The organism is Dellaglioa sp. CoH-55-MRSF-7 (assembly GCF_056782235.1).
In genome coordinates this window covers 319634-346440 of record NZ_JBXAYI010000002.1, presented here as the reverse complement: position 1 = coordinate 346440, position 26807 = coordinate 319634, and the positions used below count along the sequence as shown (strand labels likewise).

General features: G+C 32.7%; 25 protein-coding genes and 1 tRNA gene. 24 read left to right on the top strand and 2 right to left on the bottom strand.

Annotated features, from left to right (window positions below; translation table 11 throughout):
• Positions 1 to 58: 58 nt before the first annotated feature.
• A complete protein-coding gene (locus AC1RPU_RS03540; protein WP_481761164.1) occupies positions 59 to 583 on the bottom strand; it encodes a GNAT family N-acetyltransferase in 525 nt (174 codons plus the stop codon).
• 104 nt (positions 584 to 687) lie between these two features.
• Here AC1RPU_RS03540 and AC1RPU_RS03535 point away from each other — a divergent pair, with 104 nt between their 5' ends.
• The 7 genes from AC1RPU_RS03535 to AC1RPU_RS03505 all read left to right on the top strand — a co-directional run bounded on the left by AC1RPU_RS03535 (position 688) and on the right by AC1RPU_RS03505 (position 7612).
• Complete coding sequence (locus tag AC1RPU_RS03535; protein ID WP_481761165.1) at positions 688 to 1134, top strand: universal stress protein; 447 nt, start codon at positions 688 to 690, stop codon at positions 1132 to 1134.
• A gap of 114 nt (positions 1135 to 1248) precedes the next feature.
• Positions 1249 to 1572, top strand: a complete 324-nt coding sequence (locus AC1RPU_RS03530; RefSeq protein WP_481761166.1) for a hypothetical protein — start codon at positions 1249 to 1251, stop codon at positions 1570 to 1572.
• Positions 1573 to 1894: 322 nt separating this feature from the next.
• Positions 1895 to 2254 carry a hypothetical protein gene (locus AC1RPU_RS03525; protein ID WP_481761167.1) on the top strand — a complete coding sequence of 120 codons (360 nt, stop codon included), beginning with the start codon at positions 1895 to 1897 and terminating at the stop codon, positions 2252 to 2254.
• Between the two features lie 164 nt (positions 2255 to 2418).
• Positions 2419 to 5382, top strand: coding sequence for a YhgE/Pip family protein (locus tag AC1RPU_RS03520; protein WP_481761168.1), 2964 nt, complete (start codon positions 2419 to 2421; stop codon positions 5380 to 5382).
• A gap of 83 nt (positions 5383 to 5465) precedes the next feature.
• The gene (locus tag AC1RPU_RS03515) at positions 5466 to 5906 is read left to right on the top strand and encodes a MarR family transcriptional regulator (RefSeq protein WP_409022730.1); all 441 of its coding nucleotides are present in this window, start codon (positions 5466 to 5468) and stop codon (positions 5904 to 5906) included.
• A gap of 141 nt (positions 5907 to 6047) precedes the next feature.
• Positions 6048 to 7235, top strand: a complete 1188-nt coding sequence (locus tag AC1RPU_RS03510) for an acetate/propionate family kinase (RefSeq protein WP_481761169.1) — start codon at positions 6048 to 6050, stop codon at positions 7233 to 7235.
• Between the two features lie 182 nt (positions 7236 to 7417).
• Positions 7418 to 7612: a hypothetical protein gene (locus AC1RPU_RS03505; protein ID WP_057973343.1), complete on the top strand. Its 195-nt coding sequence runs from the start codon at positions 7418 to 7420 to the stop codon at positions 7610 to 7612.
• A gap of 54 nt (positions 7613 to 7666) precedes the next feature.
• On the opposite strand, the gene AC1RPU_RS03500 is transcribed toward AC1RPU_RS03505, so the two are convergent.
• The gene (locus AC1RPU_RS03500) at positions 7667 to 8287 is read right to left on the bottom strand and encodes a DedA family protein (protein WP_481761170.1); all 621 of its coding nucleotides are present in this window, start codon (positions 8285 to 8287) and stop codon (positions 7667 to 7669) included.
• Positions 8288 to 8443: 156 nt separating this feature from the next.
• On the opposite strand from AC1RPU_RS03500, the gene AC1RPU_RS03495 reads away from it, so the two are divergent.
• From AC1RPU_RS03495 to AC1RPU_RS03415, 17 genes are all read left to right on the top strand, one after another.
• Positions 8444 to 9277, top strand: coding sequence for a LicD family protein (locus tag AC1RPU_RS03495; RefSeq protein WP_481761171.1), 834 nt, complete (start codon positions 8444 to 8446; stop codon positions 9275 to 9277).
• Positions 9278 to 9330: 53 nt separating this feature from the next.
• Positions 9331 to 9522: a hypothetical protein gene (locus tag AC1RPU_RS03490; protein WP_481761172.1), complete on the top strand. Its 192-nt coding sequence runs from the start codon at positions 9331 to 9333 to the stop codon at positions 9520 to 9522.
• Positions 9523 to 9538: 16 nt separating this feature from the next.
• Entirely contained in the window at positions 9539 to 10408 is an 870-nt protein-coding gene (locus tag AC1RPU_RS03485; protein ID WP_481761173.1) for an SPFH domain-containing protein, read from the top strand.
• Between the two features lie 56 nt (positions 10409 to 10464).
• Entirely contained in the window at positions 10465 to 10917 is a 453-nt protein-coding gene (locus AC1RPU_RS03480) for a YaiI/YqxD family protein (RefSeq protein WP_409022804.1), read from the top strand.
• A gap of 24 nt (positions 10918 to 10941) precedes the next feature.
• Positions 10942 to 12306 (top strand): MATE family efflux transporter, encoded by a 1365-nt coding sequence (locus AC1RPU_RS03475; RefSeq protein ID WP_481761174.1) that lies wholly within the window; start codon positions 10942 to 10944, stop codon positions 12304 to 12306.
• 47 nt (positions 12307 to 12353) lie between these two features.
• Positions 12354 to 12424 (top strand) — tRNA-Gly (locus AC1RPU_RS03470).
• Between the two features lie 255 nt (positions 12425 to 12679).
• Complete coding sequence (locus AC1RPU_RS03465) at positions 12680 to 14335, top strand: ABC transporter ATP-binding protein (protein WP_481761400.1); 1656 nt, start codon at positions 12680 to 12682, stop codon at positions 14333 to 14335.
• A complete protein-coding gene (locus AC1RPU_RS03460) occupies positions 14335 to 16104 on the top strand; it encodes an ABC transporter ATP-binding protein (RefSeq protein WP_481761175.1) in 1770 nt (589 codons plus the stop codon). Before AC1RPU_RS03465 ends, AC1RPU_RS03460 begins: the two co-directional genes overlap by 1 nt.
• Positions 16105 to 16290: 186 nt before the next feature.
• A complete protein-coding gene (locus AC1RPU_RS03455) occupies positions 16291 to 17337 on the top strand; it encodes a MupG family TIM beta-alpha barrel fold protein (protein ID WP_481761176.1) in 1047 nt (348 codons plus the stop codon).
• 3 nt (positions 17338 to 17340) lie between these two features.
• Positions 17341 to 18231, top strand: coding sequence for an N-acetylmuramic acid 6-phosphate etherase (murQ, locus tag AC1RPU_RS03450; protein ID WP_481761177.1), 891 nt, complete (start codon positions 17341 to 17343; stop codon positions 18229 to 18231).
• 21 nt (positions 18232 to 18252) lie between these two features.
• Positions 18253 to 19707, top strand: a complete 1455-nt coding sequence (locus AC1RPU_RS03445) for a PTS transporter subunit EIIC (protein ID WP_481761178.1) — start codon at positions 18253 to 18255, stop codon at positions 19705 to 19707.
• 27 nt (positions 19708 to 19734) lie between these two features.
• Positions 19735 to 20595: a MurR/RpiR family transcriptional regulator gene (locus AC1RPU_RS03440; RefSeq protein WP_481761179.1), complete on the top strand. Its 861-nt coding sequence runs from the start codon at positions 19735 to 19737 to the stop codon at positions 20593 to 20595.
• Between the two features lie 257 nt (positions 20596 to 20852).
• The gene (gene argS, locus AC1RPU_RS03435; RefSeq protein ID WP_481761180.1) at positions 20853 to 22544 is read left to right on the top strand and encodes an arginine--tRNA ligase; all 1692 of its coding nucleotides are present in this window, start codon (positions 20853 to 20855) and stop codon (positions 22542 to 22544) included.
• 285 nt (positions 22545 to 22829) lie between these two features.
• Positions 22830 to 23540 carry a Crp/Fnr family transcriptional regulator gene (locus AC1RPU_RS03430; RefSeq protein WP_481761181.1) on the top strand — a complete coding sequence of 237 codons (711 nt, stop codon included), beginning with the start codon at positions 22830 to 22832 and terminating at the stop codon, positions 23538 to 23540.
• A gap of 70 nt (positions 23541 to 23610) precedes the next feature.
• The gene (locus AC1RPU_RS03425) at positions 23611 to 24078 is read left to right on the top strand and encodes an arginine repressor (RefSeq protein WP_409022715.1); all 468 of its coding nucleotides are present in this window, start codon (positions 23611 to 23613) and stop codon (positions 24076 to 24078) included.
• Between the two features lie 152 nt (positions 24079 to 24230).
• On the top strand, positions 24231 to 26351 hold the full coding sequence (locus AC1RPU_RS03420; protein ID WP_481761182.1) for a PBP1A family penicillin-binding protein: 2121 nt from the start codon (positions 24231 to 24233) through the stop codon (positions 26349 to 26351).
• A gap of 76 nt (positions 26352 to 26427) precedes the next feature.
• Positions 26428 to 26772 (top strand): YlbF/YmcA family competence regulator, encoded by a 345-nt coding sequence (locus tag AC1RPU_RS03415; RefSeq protein WP_481761183.1) that lies wholly within the window; start codon positions 26428 to 26430, stop codon positions 26770 to 26772.
• Positions 26773 to 26807 lie beyond the last annotated feature (35 nt).

The following is a 26807-nucleotide window of genomic DNA, read 5'->3' as shown; positions in this document are numbered from 1 at the left end:
TCATAGGAAATGAAAAAAGATAAAAATGTTATTAAGAGAATTAGATAATAATTTTGCTTTATAAATCTAATTTTGAAAGTATTGCAGGGATGTCGACTCCATCAGGGCTTTTTAAGATTAGCGATTGTTTATCAGTGAAATTAAATTTTTCCAATAATTTTTGATTTACTTCTTCTTGTTCGTATTTCAGCGTTTGTACATTGGTAAACTGTTCAGATTTAAAAGATTTAAGCAGGGCTTTTAATAAATGTGTCGCGATACCTTGTTGTTCTTCGTTTTTCGAAACTAATAATAGACCAATCCAAACGGATTGAACTTCAGGATAATCTGTTAAAAAATCAATCATAGCTACTAATTTATCTGCTTTGAAGAAGCCCAGTGTCCATTTTTGATCACTTTTAACTGACAACGGGATCGAAGTTAAATCAGATTTTATTTCTTCAATGGCTAAATCTTGTTTACCTTGGAGTTTTAGGTAAGTAGATTGACTTTTTTCTAATTCTAACATTTGAGTTAGATCTTTTTCGGTTAACTCTCGAACCACGTAGGGGGCACTAAAAATAGAAATCCTTTTTAATAACATACTGAAAACCTTCTTTATTTCAAATTTTGTAGGTAAAACGCTAACATCTAATACAATTTTAATGATATACTGTAACTACAAATAAAAGATATGGGGTGGCAAATATGGAACAAGAATATAAAAATATTTTAGTCCCAGTTGATGGATCAGATTCAGCTGAAAAAGCATTAAAGCGTGCAGTAGAAAGTGCTAAAGCAAACCATGCACATTTAGATATTTTAAACGTAATTGATACGCGTCAATTTTCTGTAAGTTTTTCAGGAATGATGGATGGGGGCGGTTCAATCGTCTATCAGACTTTTGAAGATACAGAAGCATATATGAATGAATTAAAAGAAGATATTGTAAAAAATGGGTTTACAGATGTTGATATTCATATTCGTTTTGGTAGTCCTAAAACAGTAATTGCCAAAGATTTTATTGAAGATCATCATTCAGATTTAATTATCATGGGTCAATCTGGCTTGAAGGCAGTGGAAAGAATGTTAATGGGTGCAGTTACAAATTACGTTACTCGTTTAGCACCTTGTGATGTCTTAGTTGTTAAATAATAAAGAGGGTTGCGTAATTTAGCAACTCTTTTATTATTTATAGGACTAACTCAGTATAAAGTAAAAATGAATTAAAAAATAGTCATATTAGATTAAAAGAGAGAAGGGGTACTGGTGGAAATAGGTTTATATTTAGTTATGGCAATTTTGATTATTTATAATGTTAAGTTGTCTCTACAATTAACTAAAGTGCGTCAAGCTAATGTTAGAACTGTGGACTCACTAGGTCCTGAAGAGACTAAAATATTAGCAGACTACGCAATTGAGAAACGAAAATGGCAAGTCCTTGGCAATGGAATGTTCTTTTTAGCTCTCGTTTGCGCTTTTATTGGAACAACAATAGAAACGAGTTATTTTGTAACACTTTATGTTGTAACAATGATTGCTGTGAATCGTTCAAGAATAAGAGTCAATAAGCTGTTATTATTAGATAATTAATGTTGCATTAAAAGTCTATATCTTAAATTAAAGAATTCACAAAAGTTAGGTATAAGTAACCTAATTTTTGAGGAACTTAATATTTGGGAAAGGCTTATTTTTTTTAAATGAATAAATGTTGTGACATGTTAGCTGATCTTAGAGAGAATTTCGTATGTGTAGTGGTGCCATCCAGATGACTAACTTTATAAAAAGTAGTTTAGCATGGTAAAACAGATTTTTTAAATTAATGGTTAATAAATAGTAAAGATTCTTACTGAGCATCAATGTTTTTAAGTAACTATGATATTCTAAAATTAAGCGAAATTCCTGGAGGGTTATTGTGAAACGATTTAAATATTATTCAATTTCCTTGTTAAAGGGATTAGCGTCTTTAATTATTCTTTTAGCAATTGGAAATTTGATAGGTCCATCTAATTGGCGGTTATTAATTAATTATTATTTAATTTTGAATTTTTTAACTTTTTATCCATATAATCTCGAGTTAAATGGATTAAATAAAAAATTAGTGCAAAAAGTTAAAATTGACGAGGTAGAGGAACCACACTCTAGACAAGAAATGAATACACGTAAAGTATCAACTGAAAATTTAACGCGCTTATTAATTTATGTCATGCAATTTGCAGGGTTAATCCTAATTGCTCCTGGTCAATTCATGTATTACTATTTAATCAAAAATTGAATTTTAATGATATCTCCACTGTTGATTAGATGACAGTGGGGATATTTTTTTAGAAAATTATTTGACAAAAGAATCAAAAACACATATAGTCATAATATCGTTAATGAGGTTAACGGAACGAATAATCGTTAATGCCATTAACTAAAAAGAGAGGGTGGATAATTTTGTTCAAAGAATTTATGTCAAAGAATAAGAGGTCAGTTGCGTATATCGCAATTGCATGTTTAATTCCAAGTTTAATTGCATATGGAACCTATAAGTTAGTTTCAAGTAAGCAACAAATGGACACAGGAAATTTAAAAGTAGCTATTATAAATAACGATGAAGAAGCATCATTTAATGGAAAATCAATTGACGTTGGTAAGGAAGTTACTAAAATTCTTAAAACCAATAAACAAGCCAAATGGGAGTTTGTTAGCGCAGAAACTGCGAAAAAACATTTAGATTCAGGCGATTATACAATGTCAGTTACATTGCCAAGTAATTTTTCAAAAAACGCAACAACTGCACTTGATGAAACGCCAAAAGTGAGTTTGTTAAAAACAAAACAATCAGATACAAATAACTATGTTTCGCAATTGATTACAAAACAGGTTGCAGAACAATTGAAATCACAAGTTTTAACTAATATCCAAAAAGCGTATGATTCTGCATTACTTGGTTCCGTTAAACAATTAGGTTCAGGTGTTAAAGAAGCCTCAACTGGTGTAAAAACGTTAAATAAAGGAACCGTTAAATTAAAAAATGGTAGTAAAGAAGTTACTAGAAATTTAAATACATTGGCAACAAGTATGGTGACCTTTGATAAAGGTAATCAGACATTAAAAACAGGATTAAATACTTATACAACTGGGGTTGATACTTTAGCTGATGGTGTAAATACCTATACAACTGGTGTAGGTACACTGGTGAATGGTAATAATCAATTAGCCTCAGGAATTAATACACTTGTTGCTAGTGCACCAACCTTATCAAATGGTGTGACTCAATATGTTGATGGGAATAAAACATTAGATGCGGGACTTTCTACGTTGCAAACTGGCGGATCTACATTAGCAGCTGGTGTAGGCACGTTAGCAACTGGTGCAACTACATTAAATTCGAACTCGAATGATTTAAATAATGGTGCGAAAACATTAGCTGCAAGTATGTCAGGTAGCCAATCGTTACCGATGGCGGTAGCAGGTTTAACAGCATATTCAACTGGTATTAAAACTGGTGTAACTCAAATTCAAACAAGATTAAAATCTCGTAGCGAAATTATTAATCATATTCCTGAAATAATTCAACAAATTAAAGATACAAAGCAAGGATCAAAAGAATTAAAAGCTGAACTTGAAGAAATTTCAGGATCAATTGAAACATTACAAGCATTACCTGGATTAGTAACAAAATTGATGGCGGCAGGGGATAAATTAACAACTGTTCAAACTCAAATGAATGCAATTAATTCAGATACAACACAAAAGATGTTTAGTTTGACATTAGCTAAAGGTCAGGCATCGACTTCTAACAAGAAGGTTCGTACGATGATTAATGACTCAACAACAATGAGCCAAAAAGAAAAAGACACTGTTTTACAACAAATCACAAAAACAGATACAGCAATAACAACTGTTGGTACAAATATAACTGGGGTAAGTAAAAATTTAACAGATACAAAAGCGATGTTAGAGGCAGTGATGAGTGATGTAGGTGGCTTAATGGCTGAATTTAAATCAACAATGGGTGATGTAGATCTTAAAGCCATGTTGGAAAAATTTGCTAAAATTTCGACACAAGCAACTGCATTATTGAGTAATACTGATACCTTGACGAGCGATTCAATGATTGGTCTTTTAGGTGATACAAAAGACTTGAGTGATCAAATTGATTCATTAGTGATAGCATCAAATGCTAATGCACAAGTTGCTGGTAAATTAAATGCTAGTGTTAATGGTGCTGGTGTTGATGTTACAAGTGAAAAAACAATTAATGCAACAATTAAGAATTCAATCATGACAGGTAGTATTAACAAATTGTCAGCTGGTATCTTAGGATATACAGCAGGAACAGGACAAGTAACTGATGGTATTAATCAATTAAATAGTAATGTACCAACTTTAATAACAGGTGTTACTGCTTTAAGAGCAGGATCGCAAAAACTTGTTACAGCAGGTGGACAACTTGAGGCAGGAACACAAACGTTAGTTTCAGGTGGTACACAATTGAAAGCAGGATCTGATAAGCTTGTTAGTGGTGGTACACAATTGACAACTGCTAGTACACAATTGACAGATGGAAGTTCGAAATTAAAAGCGGCAAGTACACAATTAACAGATGGTGATACACAATTGGCAGCTGCTAGTCCTCAATTAGTTGATGGCTCACAAAAATTAGCTGATGGGTCTAAACAAGTAACATCAGGATTGGATACAGCTAATGATGGTGTAACATTATTAAATACTAAATTAGCAGCAGGAGCATCACAGGTTGGTAATATCAATTCATCTCCAAAAAATGTGGCTCAATTCGTTGAACCTGTTAAAACAGAAACTGAAAGTGACAATCTCGCTAAAACTTTGAAAAATACATTTGCCCCATTAGTGATTGTTTTATCATTATTTGTCGGTGCAATTGTAACTCAATTAATTTTATTCAGATACCGTAAGAAGAATGAATTATCACAAAACTGGTTACAGAACCTTTTCCTAATGTTATTTATTTCTGTTATTCAAACAGCAGGAGTTCTCTTATTAACATTATTCTTTAGTGTAACAATTGAACATCCAATTAGTTTCGTAATCTTTACGTTCTTATCGGGAATAATCTTTACTCTTTTATGTGTGGTAATTGACGAACTCCTTGGAACAATGGGTATTCTCTTATCTTTAGCATTACTACTCGTACAATTAGTGATTACAGGACAAGTTATTCCAAATACGATGTTATCAAATGCTTATCAAGTATTTGCAGAGTTCTTACCTGTTACACATGTATTAAATGGCTTCACATATGCAATTAATAGCCAAGGTTCTGGTATGATTGGTTCAGTGCTTGCATTACTTGTTACAGCCGTAGTACTGGGTGTGGTTTGGACGTTTGTAAATCGTAAACAATTAACGGTATCAACTGAAAAAGAAAAATAGAGATACAGTTGATTAGATATAGTAATTAACCGCGTTTTATGCTAAATTTAACTGTAGGTAGAACATGCAGAGGAGAATTAGCAATGACAACAACTAAGTTAATGGATGACTATATTAGTATGTATTTAGGAACTTTTAAGAATGTGGAAGGATTCATTTCACAACCTACTAGTGAGTTTAATTTATCTTTTGAACAATTCTTGATTTTAAAAGATATCCATAGCACTGAAGATATAAGCATGGTTGATATCGCTAAAAAAAGAAATGTTTCAAGGAGTGCAATTGCACGCCAATTAAACGTACTAAAACAATTAAGATACATCTATCAAGAACAAGACACAGTTGATAGAAGAAGAATAAACCTACGCTTGTCTGATCAGGGTGCAAAAGTAGAACGAGTTGTGACTGAGTCAATTAAGAAACGGTTTGATACTTGGGTAAATGTTTTAGGTGAAGATAAGGCAGTTCTACTGCTTAGTTTAATGAAAGAATTCGGGCAAAAAATAATGGTAGACAGAAAATAAAATTCTGTGTACCATTTTTTGCTTGAAAGTGTTGTATGCGTTTTCTATAAGTAGTATATTAGTTTAATATACTACTTAAAAAAATAATTGTTTTTTAAGGATTAAATTAATACCAAATGAAATCATTATTGGAGGAAGAATATGACAAAAATTATTGCAATTAACGCAGGTAGTTCAAGTTTAAAATTCCAATTATTTAGCATGCCAGAGGAAACTGTTATTGCTAAAGGATTGATTGAAAGAATTGGACTTAAAGACTCAATTTTAACGATTAAATATGGTAACGGAAAAAAATATGAAGATGTATTAGATATCGACAATCATTCAGTAGGTGTACAGTTATTACTTAAATTATTGCTTCAATTGGATATTATTGCTGATTTTAATGAAATTTCCGGTGTTGGACATCGCGTTGTTGCTGGTGGTGAATATTTCAAAAAATCAACATTAGTAAATGCCGATACAATTGCAAAAATTAATGAATTATCTGAATTAGCACCATTACATAATCCAGCTAATCTTTTAGGTATCCAGGCATTTGAAGAAATCTTACCAGATGCAGTAAGTGTCGCTGTATTTGATACAGCCTTCCATCAGACGATGCCAGAAGAAAGTTACATGTACAGTGTACCTTATGAATGGTATGAAAAATATGCCGCAAGACGTTATGGTGCTCATGGGACAAGCGTTCGTTATGTCGTCTCAGAAGCCGAAAAACTAATTGATAAAGACCCTAAAGAGTTAAAATTAATTACATTACATTTAGGTGCAGGAGCATCAATTACAGCTACAGTTGGTGGTAAATCAATTGATACATCAATGGGCTTTACACCACTTGCTGGAATTACCATGGCAACACGTTCAGGTGATGTAGATGTATCGTTAGTTGCTTACATGATGAGACAATTAAAAATTACTGATATAGATGAAATGATTAATATTTTGAATCGTGAATCTGGGCTAGTTGGTATTTCAGGGATTTCTCCTGATATGCGTGATGTTAAAGCTCAATTAGGAAAAAATCCTCGTGCTGATTTAGCTGTTAAAATCTATGTTCAAAATATTATTAAATATATTGGTCAATACATTGCAGAAATGCAAGGGGTTGATGGTATTATTTTCACTGCTGGTCTTGGTGAGAATGATCGGATTGTACGTCGTCGCGTTATTGAACATTTAGCATATTTAGGTGTTGGCTTTGATGCTGAAAATAACGAAAAAATGGGTGAACAGGTTATGCTTAGCACGCCAGAGTCTGCCGTTAAGATTTTTGCGATACCTACTGATGAAGAATTAGTTATTGCACGCGATGTTCAATCATTAATGTAAAAATAACCATTTAAAATAGTAGCTTAAAATAAGAGGGATATCACATTGTGATGTCTTTTTTATTTTGTAACATAACGGTAATATTTAAAGGGTTAACAAGTTATTAAAAAAGTGTTAAATTAGACATTATAAATTATTATTACTGACAACAAGTTGTTGTCATCATTCGGAGGCGTAACTTAATGAGTAGGTGTAAACTTGATATTATGAGTGAGTATCAAGCAGCGATGCAAAAACTTGCTGATCTTAGAAGTAACATTGGAAACAGACAACAATCATCAATTCGAGATAGCTTTTTCCAAGAGGAAAAATCGCTTGAAAGAGAATGTTCTGAACTGAATATTCTATTAGAAGCTATCGATGTTGCGGAAGATTAATCCTACTTTTTGAGAAATAAAAGTAGTAAAAAACGATTAAATTCATAATTGAATTTAATCGTTTTTTTTGTTCCTATTTAAATTAATTAGTTTGTAGATTCCGAAGAACGAAACGATTAATAAGATGATACCAACTACTGTAGCAAAAATATCAACTGTTGCTGCAACTTCCGCCCAAGCATTCCCAGCAAATGCCCCAAGATAAATGAGGACAGTATTCCAAATTAATGTTCCAAAAAAGGTTAATGGAATAAAAAAACGTAATTTACATTTCGTAATTCCAGCGGGAATAGAAATTAAACTTCGAACAATGGGAACAAAACGGCCTATGAAAATAGCACGATTTTCATATTTTACAAAAAATTCAGTCGCTTTTTCAATATGGATAGGTTTTAGACCAAGCCAAGAACCATACTTACTGGCGAAAAATTGATTTAAACGTTCTGTACTTAAAAAGCGACCGATCGAATATAAGATTAAAGCCCCGATAGTCGCCCCAATAGTGGCAGAAATAATTAAACCAATTGGTGTAAGAGAACTTGAGAGCGTCATAAAACCTGCAAATGTTAAAATGATTTCAGAAGGAATTGGTGGGAAAATGTTTTCAATGGTGATCAGTAACGCAACACCTAGATAGCCATGTTGGCCGATTAAGTCAATTATGGTTTCTTGCATTTAGGCACCCCTTTTATTTAATAATTAAAGCATATCATGAGCCAAAGAAATAAAGTAATGAAAAAGGATTAGCTTAATAAAAATTAAATAATTTTCGTATTCAGAGTTAAATTTGGTACAATTGAAGAAAGAATAAGACGATTTAAGGTGGTAAAAATGAAAATTGAAGAATTACACAAGGTAGAATTAGATTTAATCCGGGAAGTCGTTGAAATTTGTCAAAAAAATAATATAAAGTATTTTATGATTGGTGGCAGTTTATTAGGTGCGGTCAGACATCAAGGGTTTATTCCATGGGATGATGATGTCGATATTGGAATGGTAAGGGATGACTACGATCGATTCTTACAAATCGCTCCCCAAGAGATTAGCCAGCCTTATTATTTTCTACAAACTGATCAAAGTGATCCAAACTATGCATTTGGATATGCAAAACTACTTGATGAATCTATTCATGTTGAAGAGAAAAGAAATATTAATGACGCTAGAAAAGGTGTTTTTGTAGATATTTTTCCTTTTGATAAAGTCCCAACAGGTGATGTCGAACGATCTATTCAACAATCAAAATATCGATATCTTAACGCGAAAATTCTTTTATTGAGCAATTATCGTTTAATGGATACTGAAATTAACGCAAAGATTAGAAAATTACAACCTGATCAAAGTCGTAAAACCAAAGAGTATAAAGAAAAAAGAGACGAACTAGTAAGAACCTATAATCAAGATGACACCATTTCAGAATATAAAAATTTAGCTTCACAATACTCATATGAAAAAGAATTACTATCAGAAAAGGAATTAGCAGCCGTGATTCAAGTTCCTTTTGAGAACCTTACGGTAACTATTTTAAGGGCATATGATGCAATTTTAAGCCGTTTATATGGTGATTATTTACAATTACCGCCTGAAAGTAAACAGATTGAAAAGCATATTGAAAAAGTGACTATTTTAGATCGAAATGATTTTACTTTTGATAATGAAATTGATTGATTTTATGACGTAAATGAGATACGTTTAAAGATGACAAATGGAGGTGCTTTCATATGGATAGAAAATCAATTATTGACGAGCGGTTGCTTAACCGGGAATTTACAATTGACAGTAAAAATATTCATGGCACGGTCGAGTTTTTTGGTATCTACTATCATTATTTTAGTGATGAAACATTAGTAAGTGGAGATGTTGTTCGAATCATTAAAACACATGTTGAAGGGTTAGACGTTAAAAAAATATAAAGGTGGTTAAATTATTATGTTGGGACTTTTAGTCGTTATTATTATTGTTATATTATTGGTCATGATTTTACCAGCAACTATCCGAATTATTAGACAACCGCATCAAGGTGTTGTTATAACTTTAGGAAAATATGAAACAACATTAGCTCCAGGCTTACATTTTATTAAACCATTTATTTCTTCAGTAATTCGTGTTAGTACGGCACAACAACCTTTAGATCTTGATAAACAAGTTGTGATTACAAAAGATAATGCTGAAATTGAAGTTAAAATTTCATTGAAGTATCACGTTACTGACATCCAAGATTTTGTGTTTAAAAATGAAGACTCTGTTCGTAGTATGATTCAAGATACACGTGCCTCTTTGCGTGGCATCATTGGTAATAAAATGTTAGATGAAGTTTTGAATGGAACGCAAGAAATTAATCGCGGTTTGTTTGGCGAAATTTCTAATGTGACAGCTGGTTATGGATTAAATGTTGATCGAATTAATATTGATACAGTAAAACCTTCAGTTGAAATTCAAGATTCAATGAATAAGTTATTGAAAGCCGCTAGAAATCGTGATGCTACTGTTGCTGAAGCAGAAGGTTACAGTAAATCAGTTGCACTAAAAAATAAAGCTGATAATGATGCATGGGTTAATTCAGCCCAAGCAAAGGCTGAAGCAGTTAAAAAGACGGCCGATGCTGAAGCATACCGAATAGATGCAGTTAATTTATCATTAAATAAAGTTGGTAATGGTTATTTTGTTAGCCAAAATATTGAGGCTTTTAAAGAATTGGCCAAGAGTGACGCAAATACAGTTGTTATGCCAAGTAATGCGATAGATAGCTTAGGTCAAATTCCAGCAATTAATGCATTATTAAAACCAGAAGCTAAATAAAACTTTCAAGAGGTTATTCCTTGGAAGTTTTTTTACTAGGAATGAGAGTGGTTAATTTGAAAATTATTATTGATGGGGATGCGTCTCCTGTGAAAAATGAAGTTATAGCTGAAGCCGAACTACGGAATATCAGTGTGTTGCTAATTACAAGTACGCCACATTTCTCAACTAAAAAGTATCCTGAAAATGTTTCGGTTAGCTATGTTGATCAAGGTCCAGATGCGGCAGATTATAGAATTGTAAAGTTAGCTGAAAAATCAGATGTTGTGATTACACAAGATTACGGACTAGCTTCTCTTTTATTACCAAAAGGTGTGATTGTGATGCATCATAAAGGATTTGAATATACAGATACCAATATCGATAGTATGTTGGATTCAAGATATTTAAGTGCAATGGCAAGGAAATCAGGTCAACGTACGAAGGGTCCAAGCGCCTTTTCAAACCAGGATAGGGCTAACTTTAAAAAAGCATTTATTTTATTATTGAATGAAAAAGGAATTAAATAAATATAAAGAAAAGAAGGGTCTTATTTGCGATCGTTAACATCGGGTAATCCAGCAAAATTAATTTTTATGTTTACTATACCATTATTGGTTGGTAATTTATTTCAACAATTATATAGTATTTCTGATACGTTGATTGTTGGACAAACTTTAGGCGTGGATGCACTAGCTGCAGTTGGTTCGACCGGGAGTATTCAATTTTTGATTATTGGATTTGCACAAGGGTTAACTGCAGGTTTATCTATTATTACGGCACAACGATTTGGGGCAAAAGATTATCGTGGTGTTAGAAAAAGCTTTGCAGTGGGACTTTTGATTAGTCTAATTGCAACGGTAATTTTAACAGCGGTTAGTTTGTTTTTTGTAAAAGATATTTTAACACTTATGAAGACACCACCAGAAATATTTGATGATGCACAAACTTTTATTAGTATCATTTTTGGTGGAATATTTGCTTCAATGGCATTTAATATTTTATCTAATATTATTAGGGCGCTAGGGGATAGTCGCACGCCATTATACTTTTTAATTTTTGCCAGCATTATTAATGTTGGTTTAGAATTATTATTTATTTTGGTATTTCATTGGGGAGTTGCTGGCGCTGGTATTGCAACTATTATTGCGCAATCATGTTCCGTTGTATTCTGTTTAATTTACATTTATCGAAAAATTCCCGTCTTACATATTGGTCGACACCATTTTAGAGAAATCACGATGAAAGATGTTAACCAACACCTTTATGTGGCTCTACCAATGGCCTTTCAAGCTTCAATAATTGCGATTGGTGCAATTATGCTACAGTCAGCTTTAAACGGTTTAGGAACGACAGCAGTTGCCAGTACCACGGCAGCGTCTAAGATTGATCAATTATCAACACAACCAATGATGTCATTTGGAATTGGGATGGCAACTTTTACTGCCCAAAATTATGGCGCAAAAAAATATGGTCGTGTTTTAGATGGTGTAAAAAAGTGTCTATTAATGTCTGGAACATTCAGTATCGTTGCAAGTCTTTTAGTTATTTTATTTGGACAACAATTAGTTACACTGTTTGTTGGAAATAATGCACCAAAAGTTGTTGCATTATCGCAGGTTTATTTTAATATTAATGGGTCATTTTACTTACTTTTGTCAGTACTGTTTGTCATTAGATACACGTTACAGGGACTGGGACAAAGCATCGTACCAACAGTTGCTGGAGTTGTAGAATTACTGATGAGATCATTTGCAGCTATCTTTTTAGCTGGTGCTTTTGGGTATGCAGGAGCTTGTTTTGCAAATCCATTAGCCTGGGGTGGGTCATGTATTGTACTGATTTATTCATATATGAAGGCTGTACAAAATTTGAGACGTTTAGATTTTGAACAAAAGGCTGAAAATAAACATGCTTAATTAGTTATGACAAAAGTACGGAAATATGCTATACTAATCAACGTTCTGCGGGCGTAGTTTAGTGGTAAAATTCCAGCTTCCCAAGCTGATGTCGCGAGTTCGATTCTCGTCGCCCGCTTAAAAATGAATAAGATAATTATATTGAAACCAAGATATTTAATCTTGGTTTTTTTTTGTAAATTTTAACTGACTAAATAGAATATAATTAGTCAAAATGATTGCAATTAAGCGTTATTTTTGCTAAGTTTAGTAACTGATATTAGTTTTTTTGTATAAAAAAACATGGAACTGGACAGAATTGAGGGGGAAAAAAGTGGATATTTTATTAAAACATGCTAAAAAGTATCGGGTAGATATTTTTTGGGCAGTCGTCATGGTGGTTATCATGGCAATTTCAACATTGTGGCAACCTAAATTGTTACAAAAAGTAATTGATGCTATTTTAAAGGACCAGGGTGATAAAATCACGACACTTGGTTTGTACTTGATTGGAGTTGCTGTTATTGGATTGTTGGCAGGTGTTGTGAATACAATTCTATCAGCAAAAGTAGCACAATCAATGAGTGCAGATATTCGTGAAACTGCTTTTAGAAAGATTCAAACATTTTCTTTCAGTAATATTGAACGATTCCAAGCAGGGAATATTGTGGTTCGTTTAACCAATGATATTACCCAAATTCAAACGTTAATTATGACAATTTTACAGACATTAATTCGAGTGCCCATTTTATTTATCGGTGCATTCATTTTAGCTATGAATACAATTGCGGATTTATGGTGGATTATTGTTATTTTAATTGTCTGCGTGTTAGGTATTTCAATGTTAACTTTCGGTCGCATGGGACGCCATTTTGGGTTAATGCAAGGCTTAATTGATCGAGTAAATGAGTTAGCCAAAGAAAACTTGATGGGTGTGCGTGTTGTTAAGTCATTTAATCAAGAAAAAAATGAAGAAAAACGTTTCGATAAGGTTTCAGATGATTTAAATGCACAAAATATCTATGTTGGAACTCTATTTGCTGTTTTAATTCCAGCATTTACATTAATTGGAAATATGGCTGTCGTTGCCGCAATTTATTTTGTAGGTGATTTAGCTAAAGCAGATCCAAGTACAGTTACAGCTATTACTTCGTTTGTTAATTATTTAATGCAAATCATGTTTGCCATTATTATTGGTGGAATGATGATGACGTTTAGTGCTCGTGCAATGGTTTCAATTAAACGACTACGCGAAATTTTAGATGAAGAACCAGATATTTATTACCAAGATGTTCCAGAGGAAGATTTATCGGGATCTGTTAGTTTTGAAGATGTCTCATTCTCATATGAAGGCGATGATAAACCAACACTTAAACATGTTAGTTTTGATGTTAAACCTGGAGAAATGATAGGAATTGTTGGTGCAACTGGTTCAGGTAAATCAACTTTAGCCCAAATGATTCCACGATTATTTGATCCCCAAGAAGGAATGATCAAAGTTGGTGGTGAGAATTTAAAGGATGTTAATGAAAAATCGCTTCGTAAAACAGTAGCATTTGTTTTACAAAAGGCTATCCTATTTTCTGGCACAATCGCAGACAACTTACGTCAAGGTAAAGAAGATGCCAACGAGAAAGATATGGATATGGCCAGTCAAATCGCTCAGGCATCAGAATTTATTAATCGATTACCAGAACGTTATGATGCAGAGGTTGAAGAACGTTCAGCTAACTTCTCAGGTGGTCAAAAACAACGTTTATCAATTACGCGTGGTGTTATTGGTAAACCTAAAATCTTAATTTTAGATGATTCAACATCAGCACTTGATGCTCAATCAGAAAAATTAGTCCAAAAAGCATTAAATAATGAATTGAAAGAGACAACAACATTTGTTATTGCCGAAAAAATCTCATCTGTGATTAATGCGGATCGTATTTTTGTTATGGATGACGGTAAATTAGTTGGCGAGGGGACACATAAAGATCTCGTTGAAAATAGTCAAATTTATCAAGAAATTTATAACACTCAAAAAGGAAAGGAGACTGTCTAATGAAAGATATGAATAGATCGATGGCATTCTTCTTCCACTACTTGAAAAGCTATAAATTAGGTTTTACAGTTATGACTGTTGCAATTATTGCATCGACATACTTCCAGGTAAAAGCACCTGTGTATATGGGAAAAGCAATTACGGCATTGGCAGACTACGTAATTGGTTTAACAAAAGGAGTGAGTGATAAAGGAAATTTTGTTAGCTCATTGTGGATGTTATTCTTATTTTATATTTTTTCAATTGTAGCAATGTTTTTCTCAAATATTATTGTCACGTTCATTACAGGAAACTCGACAAATAGAATGCGAAAAGGGCTATTTGGAAAATTACAAAAAATGACAATTCGATTCTTTGATTCACATAAAGATGGGGATATTTTAAGTCGTTTTACAAGTGATTTGGATAATATTTCGAACGCAATGAATCAAGCCTTAGGACAAATTATGAGTAATATTGCTCTAATGATTGGGATTATCATTATGATGTTTCAACAGAATGTTCAGCTTGCCTGGGTTACGATTGCTTCAACGCCTATCGCGTTACTTCTTGCGGTCATTTTAATTTCTAAAACACGTAAGTATGTTGATATACAACAAAAAGAAGTTGGAAAATTAAATGGCTATATTAATGAAAAAATTAGTGGTCAAAAAATTGTAATTACTAACGGGCTTCAAAAAGAAGCTATTGATGGTTTCTTGCCATATAACGAAAATGTTCGTAAAGCAACGTTTAAAGGACAAGTCTATTCAGGGATGCTTTTCCCAGTTATGAATGGCCTCTCGTTGGTTAATACAGCCATTGTTATCTTCTTTGGTAGCTGGTTAGCACTGAACGGTGATATGGGCCGTACAACGGCTTTAGGACTAGTTGTCGTGTTTGTTCAATACTCACAACAATTTTACCAACCAATATCACAAATTTCTTCATTGTATAGTATGTTCCAACTTGCTATTACAGGTGCTAGTCGACTGAATGAAATGTTTGATGAACCAGATGAGGTCAACTCAACTGATAAGCAAAAATTAACGGGTCTAACAAATGGTGTTAAGTTAAGAAATGTTAATTTTGGTTATAATGCTAATAAAGAAATTTTACATGATGTATCAATTAATGTTGATAAAGGTGAAATGGTAGCTTTAGTCGGACCAACTGGTTCAGGTAAAACAACAATTATGAATTTATTGAATCGATTCTATGATGTTACAGGTGGTTCAGTTGAATTTGATGGCGTAAATGTTAAGGATCTTGAACTTCAAAGTCTTCGTGATCATGTTGGGATAGTTCTTCAAGAAAGTGTATTATTCTCAGGAACAATTCGTGATAATATTGTCTTTGGTAAACCTGAAGCATCAGATGAAGATATGATTTCTGCCGCTAAGCAAGCTAATATTCATGATTTTATTATGAGTCAAGAAAATGGCTATGACACGACAGTATCGGATGAAAACTCTGTGTTTTCAACTGGCCAAAAACAATTAATTAGTATCGCAAGAACAATTTTAACTAATCCTACGTTATTAATTTTGGATGAAGCGACTTCTAATGTTGATACAGTGACAGAAGCTAAAATTCAAAAAGCAATGGATACAGTTATTCAAGGGCGTACTAGTTTTGTAATCGCACATCGCTTGAAAACAATATTAGATGCTGATAAAATTGTTGTTCTGAAGGACGGTAAGGTTATTGAACAAGGTAACCATCAAGAATTATTGGATCAAAAAGGATTCTATTCTGAACTTTATAATAATCAATTTGTATTTGAATAAAACAGTGAAAAAATCTTTCAAGAATACTTTATATAAAGTATTCTTGAAAGATTTTTTATTTTAAATTAAGATATAAAGTAACAAAAAAAACAAAAAATAAATATATTTAATTGTAATTTTATATCATTCAAGGTATGATGTAACCAGTTAATGATAACGCTTTCTTTTATGAATGGAGGAGATATTATGTTGGGTTTTTCAATTTATTTAGGTGATAAGATTGACGATGATACAAAAAAATATATTGAAGTAATGCGTAAATCAGGATTTAAGGGTATTTTTACTTCATTACATATTCCTGAAGAAGATAGAAAAAAAACTATTGATGAATTAAAAACTTTGGGGAATTTATGTCTTGAAAATAACTTGAAATTAATGGTTGATATTTCAGAAAAAAGTTTAAAATTATTGGAATTTGATTTGAAAACTGCTGGAATTACTGGTTTAAGAATTGATTATGGGATTAGTATGGAAAAAATAGCTGAATTATCAAATAATATAGATATTGGATTAAATGCTAGTACGATTTCAGAGCTGGATATTAAGCAACTAGTTGATAATCATGCAAATTTTAAGAATATTGAAGCATGGCATAATTATTATCCTCGACCAGATACGGGATTAGATGACGAATGGTTAAAAAATAAGAATCATTGGTTAAAAAAATCAGGATTTACTACGATGGCGTTTGTGGCAGGAGATAAAATATTTAGAGGGCCAATTGGAAAGGGATTACCAACATTAGAAAAACATCGAAATTACAATGTATTGGCTGCAATGATAGATTTAATTGAGAATAATTATACTGATGACGTTTATATCGGTGATCCGCGAGTTTCACAAAGAACAATTAGTAAGATAGTTAACTATTTTACTAATCAAAGTATAGAAATAGATATTGAAAGTAGTTCGCATGAACTTGATAATATAGCATGGCATAATCGTGCTGACGTGGCTAGGGATGTTGTAAGGTTAGAAGAAAGTCGGATAAGAAATCAATTCACTATTGAACCAATAAATAATGAAGATGCTCGAACGAGAGGTACTATAACGCAAGATAATATGTTATATGGGAGATATACTGGAGAAATACAGATAGTGAAAAATAATTTACCAATTGATAAAAAAGTAAACCAAATTGGTACAGTTAAAAGGACAGACTTGGATTTAATTGACTATATAGGAGCAAAACAAAAAATAATATTTAATAATACAATTATAAAAGAGGGATAAAATATGGATATTACAAAATTAGTAACGGAAACTAGAAATGAACAAACTATGAATTTAGATGAGTTAAAATGTTCTGAAGTTGCAAGAATAATGAATGAAGCCGATATGACAGTTCCTAAAAGCGTAGAAAAAGAGTTATCGCAAATTAATGAAGCAGTTAGTAAAATTATTGAATCATTTAATAGTGGAGGCCGTTTAATTTATATGGGTGCAGGAACTAGTGGTAGATTAGGTGTCTTAGATGCTGCTGAATGTGTACCAACATTTGGAACAAATCCTAGCATGGTGCAAGGATTGATTGCTGGTGGTATGAAAGCAATGACTGTGGCAGTTGAAGGTGCCGAAGATTCAAACGAATTGGGTAAGTTGGATTTGGAAAATATTTGTTTAACAAAATTAGATACAGTAGTTGGAATTGCAGCAAGTGGTAGAACACCATATGTTATTGGGGGTCTTGACTACGCTAAACATCTTGGTGCGAACACAATAAGTCTGGCTTGCAATAAGGAATCAATTATTGGACGGCATGCTGATACGGCTATTGAGATTGAAGTGGGACCAGAGATATTGACTGGGTCTACTCGTTTAAAATCAGGAACGGCACAAAAATTAGTATTAAATATGTTGTCGACAATTTCGATGATTGGAATTGGAAAAATATATAAAAATTTAATGGTCGATGTTAGACCAACGAATGAAAAATTAGTTGAAAGATCAAAGCATATTATTATGGATGCAACTGGAGTAAGTTATGAACAAGCAAAATTAACATTTGAATTAGCTGAACATGATGTCAAACTTGCAATAGTTATGATTCTAACGGATAACGATTTGAATCAAGCTAAAGAAAAATTAAAGAAGGCTCATGGTTTTGTTAGGGAAGCAATCAAATAAAATATTTGGAGGGGTTAAATTATGGCAGACAAAAAAATCGAAAAAATTGCAAATGAAATTTATGATAATGTAGGGGGGCCAGACAATGTTGAAAAATTAATTCATTGTATGACTCGAGTTAGGATGACAATTAGGGATGAAGATAAAGTAGATATTGAAAAATTGAAAAATATCGATGGTGTCATGGGTGTTGTTGAAGATGATACTTTGCAAGTGGTAGTTGGACCTGGTACAGTCAACAAAGTTGCAGATGAAATGGTAAGACAAGTAGGGGTTAAATTAGGCGAACCTTTCCCTTTGAAGAACGTAGTACAATCAACTCAAATGACTGATAAAGAATTGGTTGAGAGCAAAGCTGCTAAAGTAAAAGCAGAACATAAAGCTAAACAAAAGCAAACGCCAATAAAAAAGGTGCTTAAAGCAATTTCAAATATCTTTGTTCCACTAATTCCTGTATTTGTTGGAGCAGGATTGATTGGTGGATTGGCTGCTGTCCTTGGAAATATGATGGTTGCAGGGGATTTAAGTTCGAGCTGGACAGATTTTATTGCAGTTTTAAATGTTATTAAAAATGGTGTTTTCAGTTATTTAGTTATCTATGTAGGGATAAATAGTGCCAGTGAATTTGGTGCCACTCCAGGACTTGGTGGTGTTATCGGCGCTGTCACTTTGCTGAGTGGGGTAACCCCTGAAGCACCTCTCCATAATATCTTTAACGGTCAGGCACTAAGTGCTGGACAGGGTGGAATTATTGGTGTTATTTTTGCAGTGTGGGTATTAGCTATTTTAGAAAAAAGATTGCATAAATGGATTCCGGATTCTTTAGATATTATTATAACACCGACAATATCATTATTTGTTATTGGAATGATGACAATTTTCTTAGTAATGCCAGTTGCTGGGGTTGTTTCGAATTCTTTAGTTACATCAATTAACTGGGTCTTAGAAGTTGGTGGTGCATTTTCTGGTTTTGTTTTAGGGACTTTTTTCTTACCAATGGTAATGTTAGGATTACATCAAATTTTAACACCTATTCATCTTGAAATGATTGCTAAGTCTGGATCAACATTATTATTGCCAATTTTAGCAATGGCAGGAGCTGGACAAGTAGGGGCAGCAATTGCATTATGGGTTCGTTGTCGTAAAAATAAAAAATTAACAAATTTAATTAAAGGCGCTCTACCAGTCGGATTTCTAGGAATTGGGGAACCATTAATTTATGGGGTTATACTACCTTTAGGACGACCAATGATTACTGCTTGTCTTGGTGGCGGAATCGGTGGAGCGGTGATTGGTGGGATTGGTCATATTGGATCTATTGCAATAGGACCTTCTGGGGTAGCATTGATACCTTTAATAAGTAATGGACACTGGATTGGGTATATTCTTGGATTGCTTGCGGCATATGCGGGCGGATTTATTTTAACATTCTTTTTTGGTATTCCAAAAGATGCTATGATTGAGACAGAAGCATAAGACATACCATAAAAAGAGGTAAGAAGTATGGGTAATTATTTGTACACAATACAAGCAAATATGGATAAATACACAAAGGTAGAGCGAAAAATAGCACGGTTTATTTTAGAGCACCCTCAGAAAGTAATAAGAATGAGTACACAGAGTATGGCAGAGGTGGTAGGTGTCAGCACTGCAGCAATAACGCGATTTGGAAAAAGTATTAGTGATACTGGTTTTCCAGGATTAAAATTAGAATTATCAGCAGAAATCCAAGATGATAAATCAATGCTCGAGGAAATTAATCCTAAAGATGATTTAGTGACGACACAACAAAAATTAACCATGCGGATACAACATACGATTGAGGAATCAAATAAAACATTAGATGAGGAAGTCGTTAATGCTGCGAAGGTTATTGCAGAGTCAAAAATAATCTATGCGTATGGAATTGGAGCATCAGAAATTGTAGCTAAAGATTTCCAACAAAAATTTATTCGAGTTGGTAAGTCTGTTATAGAAACACTTGATACACATCTAATTGCCGTTGGATTATCGCAACTAAAAGAAGGAACAACTTTATTCTTGATATCAAATTCAGGGGAAAATACGGATGCAATTAAGTTAGCAAATCTTGCAAATCGACAAAAAATAAAAGTTATCGTTTTAACACATAATAAAAAAAGTACATTGGCCAAATTAGCTAATATTATTTTAGAACATGACGATAGTGAAGAAAATAAAAAATTCAGAAGTGCAGCGACTACTTCTTTAATTGCTCAATTATATGCAGTCGATCTTGTGTATTATTCTTTTGTATCAATTCATTTTGATGATAATGTTACAAGATTGACAGATTCAAGGGATGTCGTAAAGAAATATTTCACCAAAAGCAAACCTAAATTCTAAAAACACTATCTTTTATAATATTAATTTGTTACAATCAAACTATAAATTCGATGATAAAAGCTAGTAAACTAATTAATTTTAAAGCAAGTCTAGGTTGATGGAAGCTAGATAAAAGCGTTAGTTGAATCGTACTTTTTAGAAATAACTGAATATTTTGAGTGGATATTAATCAATTAGAGTGGTACCGCGGGAATTCTCGTCTCTTACATAATTATTTGTAAGGGGCTTTTTTTATACAATTTTAGGAGGAATGGATAATGAATTATAAACAACAAGTTGCACAAGCATTGGTTGCTATCGTTGATGGAAACCTTACTGAAGAAGAAATTATTGCCAAAATTGAAATACCAAAAAGTTCTGATATGGGGGATTATGCATTTCCAGCTTTTGCATTAGCTAAAGCATTTAGAAAAGCACCTCAGATGATTGCTAAAGACTTAGTAGAGAAAATTGATCAAAGTCAATTTGAGTCAGTTGCTGCAGTTGGGCCATATGTTAACTTTTTCTTGAATAAGGCTGCATTTAGTCAAGATATTATTGAACAAGTGCTTTCAAATGGCAGTGAGTATGGCGCATCTGATATTGGTCATGATGGTAACGTACCAATTGATATGTCATCACCCAATATTGCTAAACCTATTTCAATGGGACATTTACGTTCAACTGTGATTGGTAATTCAATTGCAAACATCTTGGCTAAAATTAATTATAATCCAATTAAAATTAATCATTTAGGCGATTGGGGAACTCAATTTGGTAAGTTAATTACTGCTTATAAATTATGGGGTAGTGAAGCAGAAGTTAAAGCTGATCCTATCAATAAATTACTTGAATACTACGTTCGTTTCCATAAAGAAGCAGAAGAAAATCCAGAGTTAGATGTTGCAGCTCGTGCATGGTTTAAAAAGCTCGAGGATGGCGATGAAGAAGCAATCGAACTTTGGACTTGGTTCCGTGCAGAATCATTATCAGCTTTCAATAAAATTTATGATATGCTGGGTGTCCAATTTGATTCATTTAAAGGGGAAGCCTTTTATAATGATAAAATGGGCGAAGTTGTGACAATGTTAAAAGATAAAAATTTGTTAAAAGAAAGCCAAGGCGCAGAAATTGTTGATCTTGAAAAATACGATTTAAACCCTGCCTTGATTCAAAAAACAGATGGGGCAACTTTATATATTACTCGTGATTTAGCTGCTGCTATTTACCGTAAACGGACGTATAATTTTGTACAGTCATTGTATGTTGTCGGAAATGAACAAGCTAACCATTTTAGACAATTAAAGGCTGTGTTAAAGGAAATGGGTAATGATTGGTCAGATGATATGCACCACATTCCATTTGGCTTAATCACACAAGGTGGTAAGAAATTATCGACTCGTTCAGGACGTGTTATTTTACTTGAAGAAGTTTTAGATGATGCTACAAGCCTTGCTAAAAAACAAATTCAAGATAAAAATCCTGACCTACCAAATGCTGAACAAGTTGCTAAAGATGTTGGTGTTGGGGCTGTTATTTTCCATGATTTAAAGAATGAACGTATGAATAATTTTGATTTTGTTTTAGAAGAAGTTGTTCGTTTTGAAGGTGAAACAGGTCCCTATGTCCAATATTCAAATGCTAGAGCACAAAGTATTATTCGTAAAGCGGGTGATGTTTCAATTAGTGAAAGTAACAATGAACTTTCTGATCCTGCTGCATGGGATACAATTAAGTTACTTGGTGACTTCCCTAAAATAATTAAACGTGCAGCTAAAGAATATGAACCATCAGTAATTGCTAAATACGCTATTCATTTATCAAGAGCATTTAATAAATACTATGCAAATTCAAAGATATTAGTTGAAGATGATCAAAAATTAGCTCGTTTAGCACTCGTTCAAAGTGTGAGCGTCGTTTTAACAGAATCATTAAGATTATTAGGCGTAAATGCACCAAAAGAAATGTAATTAATAAAAAAGTTGACTTAATTGTTAACTTTTTTATTTTATCTAAATATTGTTAGATGTACTTTTTAACGATGATTGTGCGTTTGAACACAAAATGGATGTGCGAATACGACCAGTTTATTTTTATCATTTTGGTACTGTTAGATTAATGATTTAGAGCTATCAGTGAATCAAAAAAATAAACCAGGGTCTCCAAAATCCGAAAAAATAAATCGACATTCTATATTTAATCTGATAGTGTTGATAGTTATATATCATAAATATAGGTATTAAGGGAGTAAAGGGATGATTACAGAAAAAGAAAGACAAAGGTATCGATCAGAATTTTCTGACCATGAGTTGTTTGGTTGTTTAAGTGAGGATGAACAAGGAGCTTGTTTTGAACAAATTACATTTAAAAGATTTCTAAAAGGAAATACTATTTTTGATATGAATGATAAACGTGATTTTATTTATGTTGTCTTGGATGGATTAGTTAAAATTGAACGTGGTGATCGAGCTGGTATTTTTCAAAATTATATGTATGTTACATCGAAACAAATATTTCCAATTGGTGGAATGTTACAGAGTGAATATTATACTGTTTCAAGTCGTGCTGCTACACTAGCGACGGTCGCTAAGATTCCTGTTGAACTTATTGAGAATTTAATCAAAACACATTATGAAGTTTCTGCGTACTTATTTGGGCAAATTGATAATATTTTAAATTGTTCAGAAGTGTTAAGGTTAAGAACCGTATGTAGTAATACAACAACCCGGATAACACAAGTGTTACAGTATTTAAGTGAGAATCTAGCCGATAAACATGGTGAGAATAGTCTGCGAATCCCATATGTGATTACACATGAAGATATTGCGACGATTAGTGGAACGCGGCGTGAAACCGTTGGACGAGTTATTCAGAAATTAGTGTTAGATGGTTATATTATTAGAGATTCAGGTATGCTTATATTTGAATCAAAATTCAATAAAATGAATAAAATCGTCCTAAATTAAGCGTATTATTTCAGTATTCATATTTCTTTTGCTATACTAAGAATAAATACTCATTCAAAGAGGGATTCTTATGAAGAAAGAGATACGTCAAGCTAAAATTGAACAGTTAATTAATAAAAAAGTAATTGCAACGCAGGATGATTTGATTTCAGAATTGGAACATGTGAATATTAAGGCGACTCAAGCGACTATTTCTAGAGATATTCGTGAAATGAAAATTGTTAAAGCTCAAGATGAACAAGGTGATTTGAGATACGCAATTTTTAAGTCAGGTAATTTAAGTGAAGAAGTTCATTTATTTGAAATTATTTTTGAAGTCGTTACTAATATTACTAAAATCCAATTTATGAATGTTGTTAAAACGATTCCAAGTAACGGTAATTTACTGGCAGCAATTATCGATGATTTTGGCTTCCCGGATATTGTTGGAACTGTTGCGGGACATGATACAATTATGATTATTAGTTCAGATGAGCAGGCCGCACAACGTGTCTATGATATTTTTACTGAACACGCAAATCCAGATAATTTAATTTAAAATACTGTGAGACTAAGGAGTAGATAACATCTACATTTCTTAGTCTTTTTTTAAATATTTAAAAATATCATAATAAAAAGGCTAATTTACTTTTTATAATATTGCTATGGTAAAATAATAAATGATATTAAGATTAAATATGGGGACAACTAATGAAAAATGAAAATAAAAGAACTAAAAATGAAAATTGGTTTGTAATACATCTAATTCAATTTAAAAATTGGTTTCGACAGGGATGGAAATTTGTGCATGGTTGGAAATGGTTGACTATTTTTATTTTAGCAATTATTTTAGGTTCGAGTGCGTATTTAACTTATGTAGCCAAAACAACAAATGTTAGTGGGTTAAAAGCTGCTTTACAACAATCAACTGAGGTTTTTGATAAAGATGGCGATAAAGCAGGATCGTTATACTCTCAAAAGGGTACTTACGTTTCATTAAATAAGATTTCACCCAATATTCAAAATGCTGTACTGTCATCAGAAGATCGTAATTTTTATCATGAATATGGATTTTCAATCAAAGGGATGGCACGTTCTGTGGTTTCATTGGTTAAAAATCGATTAACTGGAAGTAGTGCAATTAGTGGTGGCGGAAGTACTATAACGCAACAACTTGTTAAAAATGCATTCTTGTCACAGGAGCAAACTTATAGTCGTAAGGCTAAAGAAATATTTATTTCAATTGAAACGGAAAAAGTATATTCAAAAAAAGACATTCTAACGATGTACTTAAATAATGCATATTTTGGTAATGGCGTTTGGGGTGTTCAAGATGCCTCTAAAAAATATTTTGGAAAAAGTGCTTCAGATTTAACTGTTAGTGAGGCTGCAGTTATTGCGGGTATGTTAACATCGCCAGGGGCATATAATCCGATAGATCATCCTGTTGCAGCTAAACAAAGGCGTAATGTTGTTCTGAATGTTATGTATGAAAATAAAAAAATCTCTAGTGCAGAATTATCAAGTGCTAAGCAGACGGGTATTACATTAAATGATACGTACGATTATCAATCAGGTTATAAATATCCTTATTATTTTGATGCCGTTATTAGTGAAGCAATTAAAAATTATGGGTTAACTGAATCAGATATTATGAATCGTGGTTATAAAATTTATACGGCGATGGATCAGACCCATCAAGAAGCTATGCAAACATCATTTGATAACTCTACCTTGTTCCCTTTGGATGCTGATGATGGGACAAAAGCTCAGGGTGGATCAATTGCTATTAATTCAACGAATGGTGGTGTGACAGCAGTTGTTGGTGGACGAGGTAAACACGTTTTTAGGGGATATAATCGAGCGACTCAGATTAACCGCCAACCGGGGTCAACACTAAAACCAATTGCCGTATATATGCCTGCTTTAGAAGATGGCTATTTTTATGATTCTGAATTAAAAGATAAAAAACAATCATATGGATCAAATAATTATTCACCAAATAATTACGACAATCAATATGCAGGTAAAATACCAATGTATAAGGCATTGGCACTTAGTAAAAATGCGCCAGCTGTGTGGTTGTTAAATAAAATTGGTGTTGATAAAGGATACGATGCTGTTAAAAAATTTGGTATACCGGTTAAAAGTTCGGACAAAAACTTAGATTTAGCTTTGGGTGGTTTAACTACTGGTGTCTCACCCTACGAAATGGCTAGTGCATATACTGCGTTTGCTAATGGTGGTATTCAAAAAAAGGCTCATTTTATTACTAAAATTGTTGATGCTTCTGGTAAAACGATTGTTAATAATTCAGACAATAGTGAAACTAAAGTTATGAGTAGTAAGGTAGCTAAATCGATGACAAGTATGATGATGGGTGTCTTTGAAACTGGAGGAACTGGCGAACTTGCTGTCCCAGCTGGATATACAGTTGCTGGTAAAACGGGAAGTACAGAGGCTAAAAAAGGTTCTACAGATGGGACGAAAGATCAGTGGGTTATTGGATATACACCAGACATTACTGTCGCAACATGGGTTGGTTTTGATCAAACTGATGATACTCATTACCTAAGAAATTCAAGTGGGGATATCGTTGATTCCTTATTTAAAAGCGAAATGTCAGGTATATTACCTAATACTGCTCAGACAAGCTTCTCAACGAAATCTGCTACTACTTTAGCAAATAATACCGGTTCAAATGATAGTGGAGATGGTATTTTAGAATCAGTAGAAAAGCAAACAGATGAAATAAAAAATAAATTATCTGATTCTGCTAAAAAAGCCCAAAAATGGCTCAGTGATAGTATTAATGGGATGTTTGGAAATTAGAACAAATCAATGCAAATTATGGATAAAAATGATACACTAATTAAGTTAATATAAATTATTATTGGAGGAATCAGAAATGGTTGTTAATATTTATGATACAGCGAACCAAATGAGTCAAGATCTTAGTCAAACGGAAGAATATAAGGCTTTGAAATCAGCTTATACAAAAATGCAAGAAGATGAAATTGCATATAAATTATTTAAAGAATTTCAAACAATTCAAATGTCTTTGCAACAAAAACAAATGAATGGTGAAGAAATGACAGACGAAGAACTTGAAAATGCTCATAATCTTTCAGAAAAAATCGGTGATTTTGATACAATCAAAGATTTAATGGTTAAAGAACAAGTTTTAAGTGAAATTATGAATGAAGTTAATTCAATTATCACAAAACCAATACAAGATTTATATCATAATTAATTCGAATAAAAATCCTGGAAGCAAAGCAATTATGT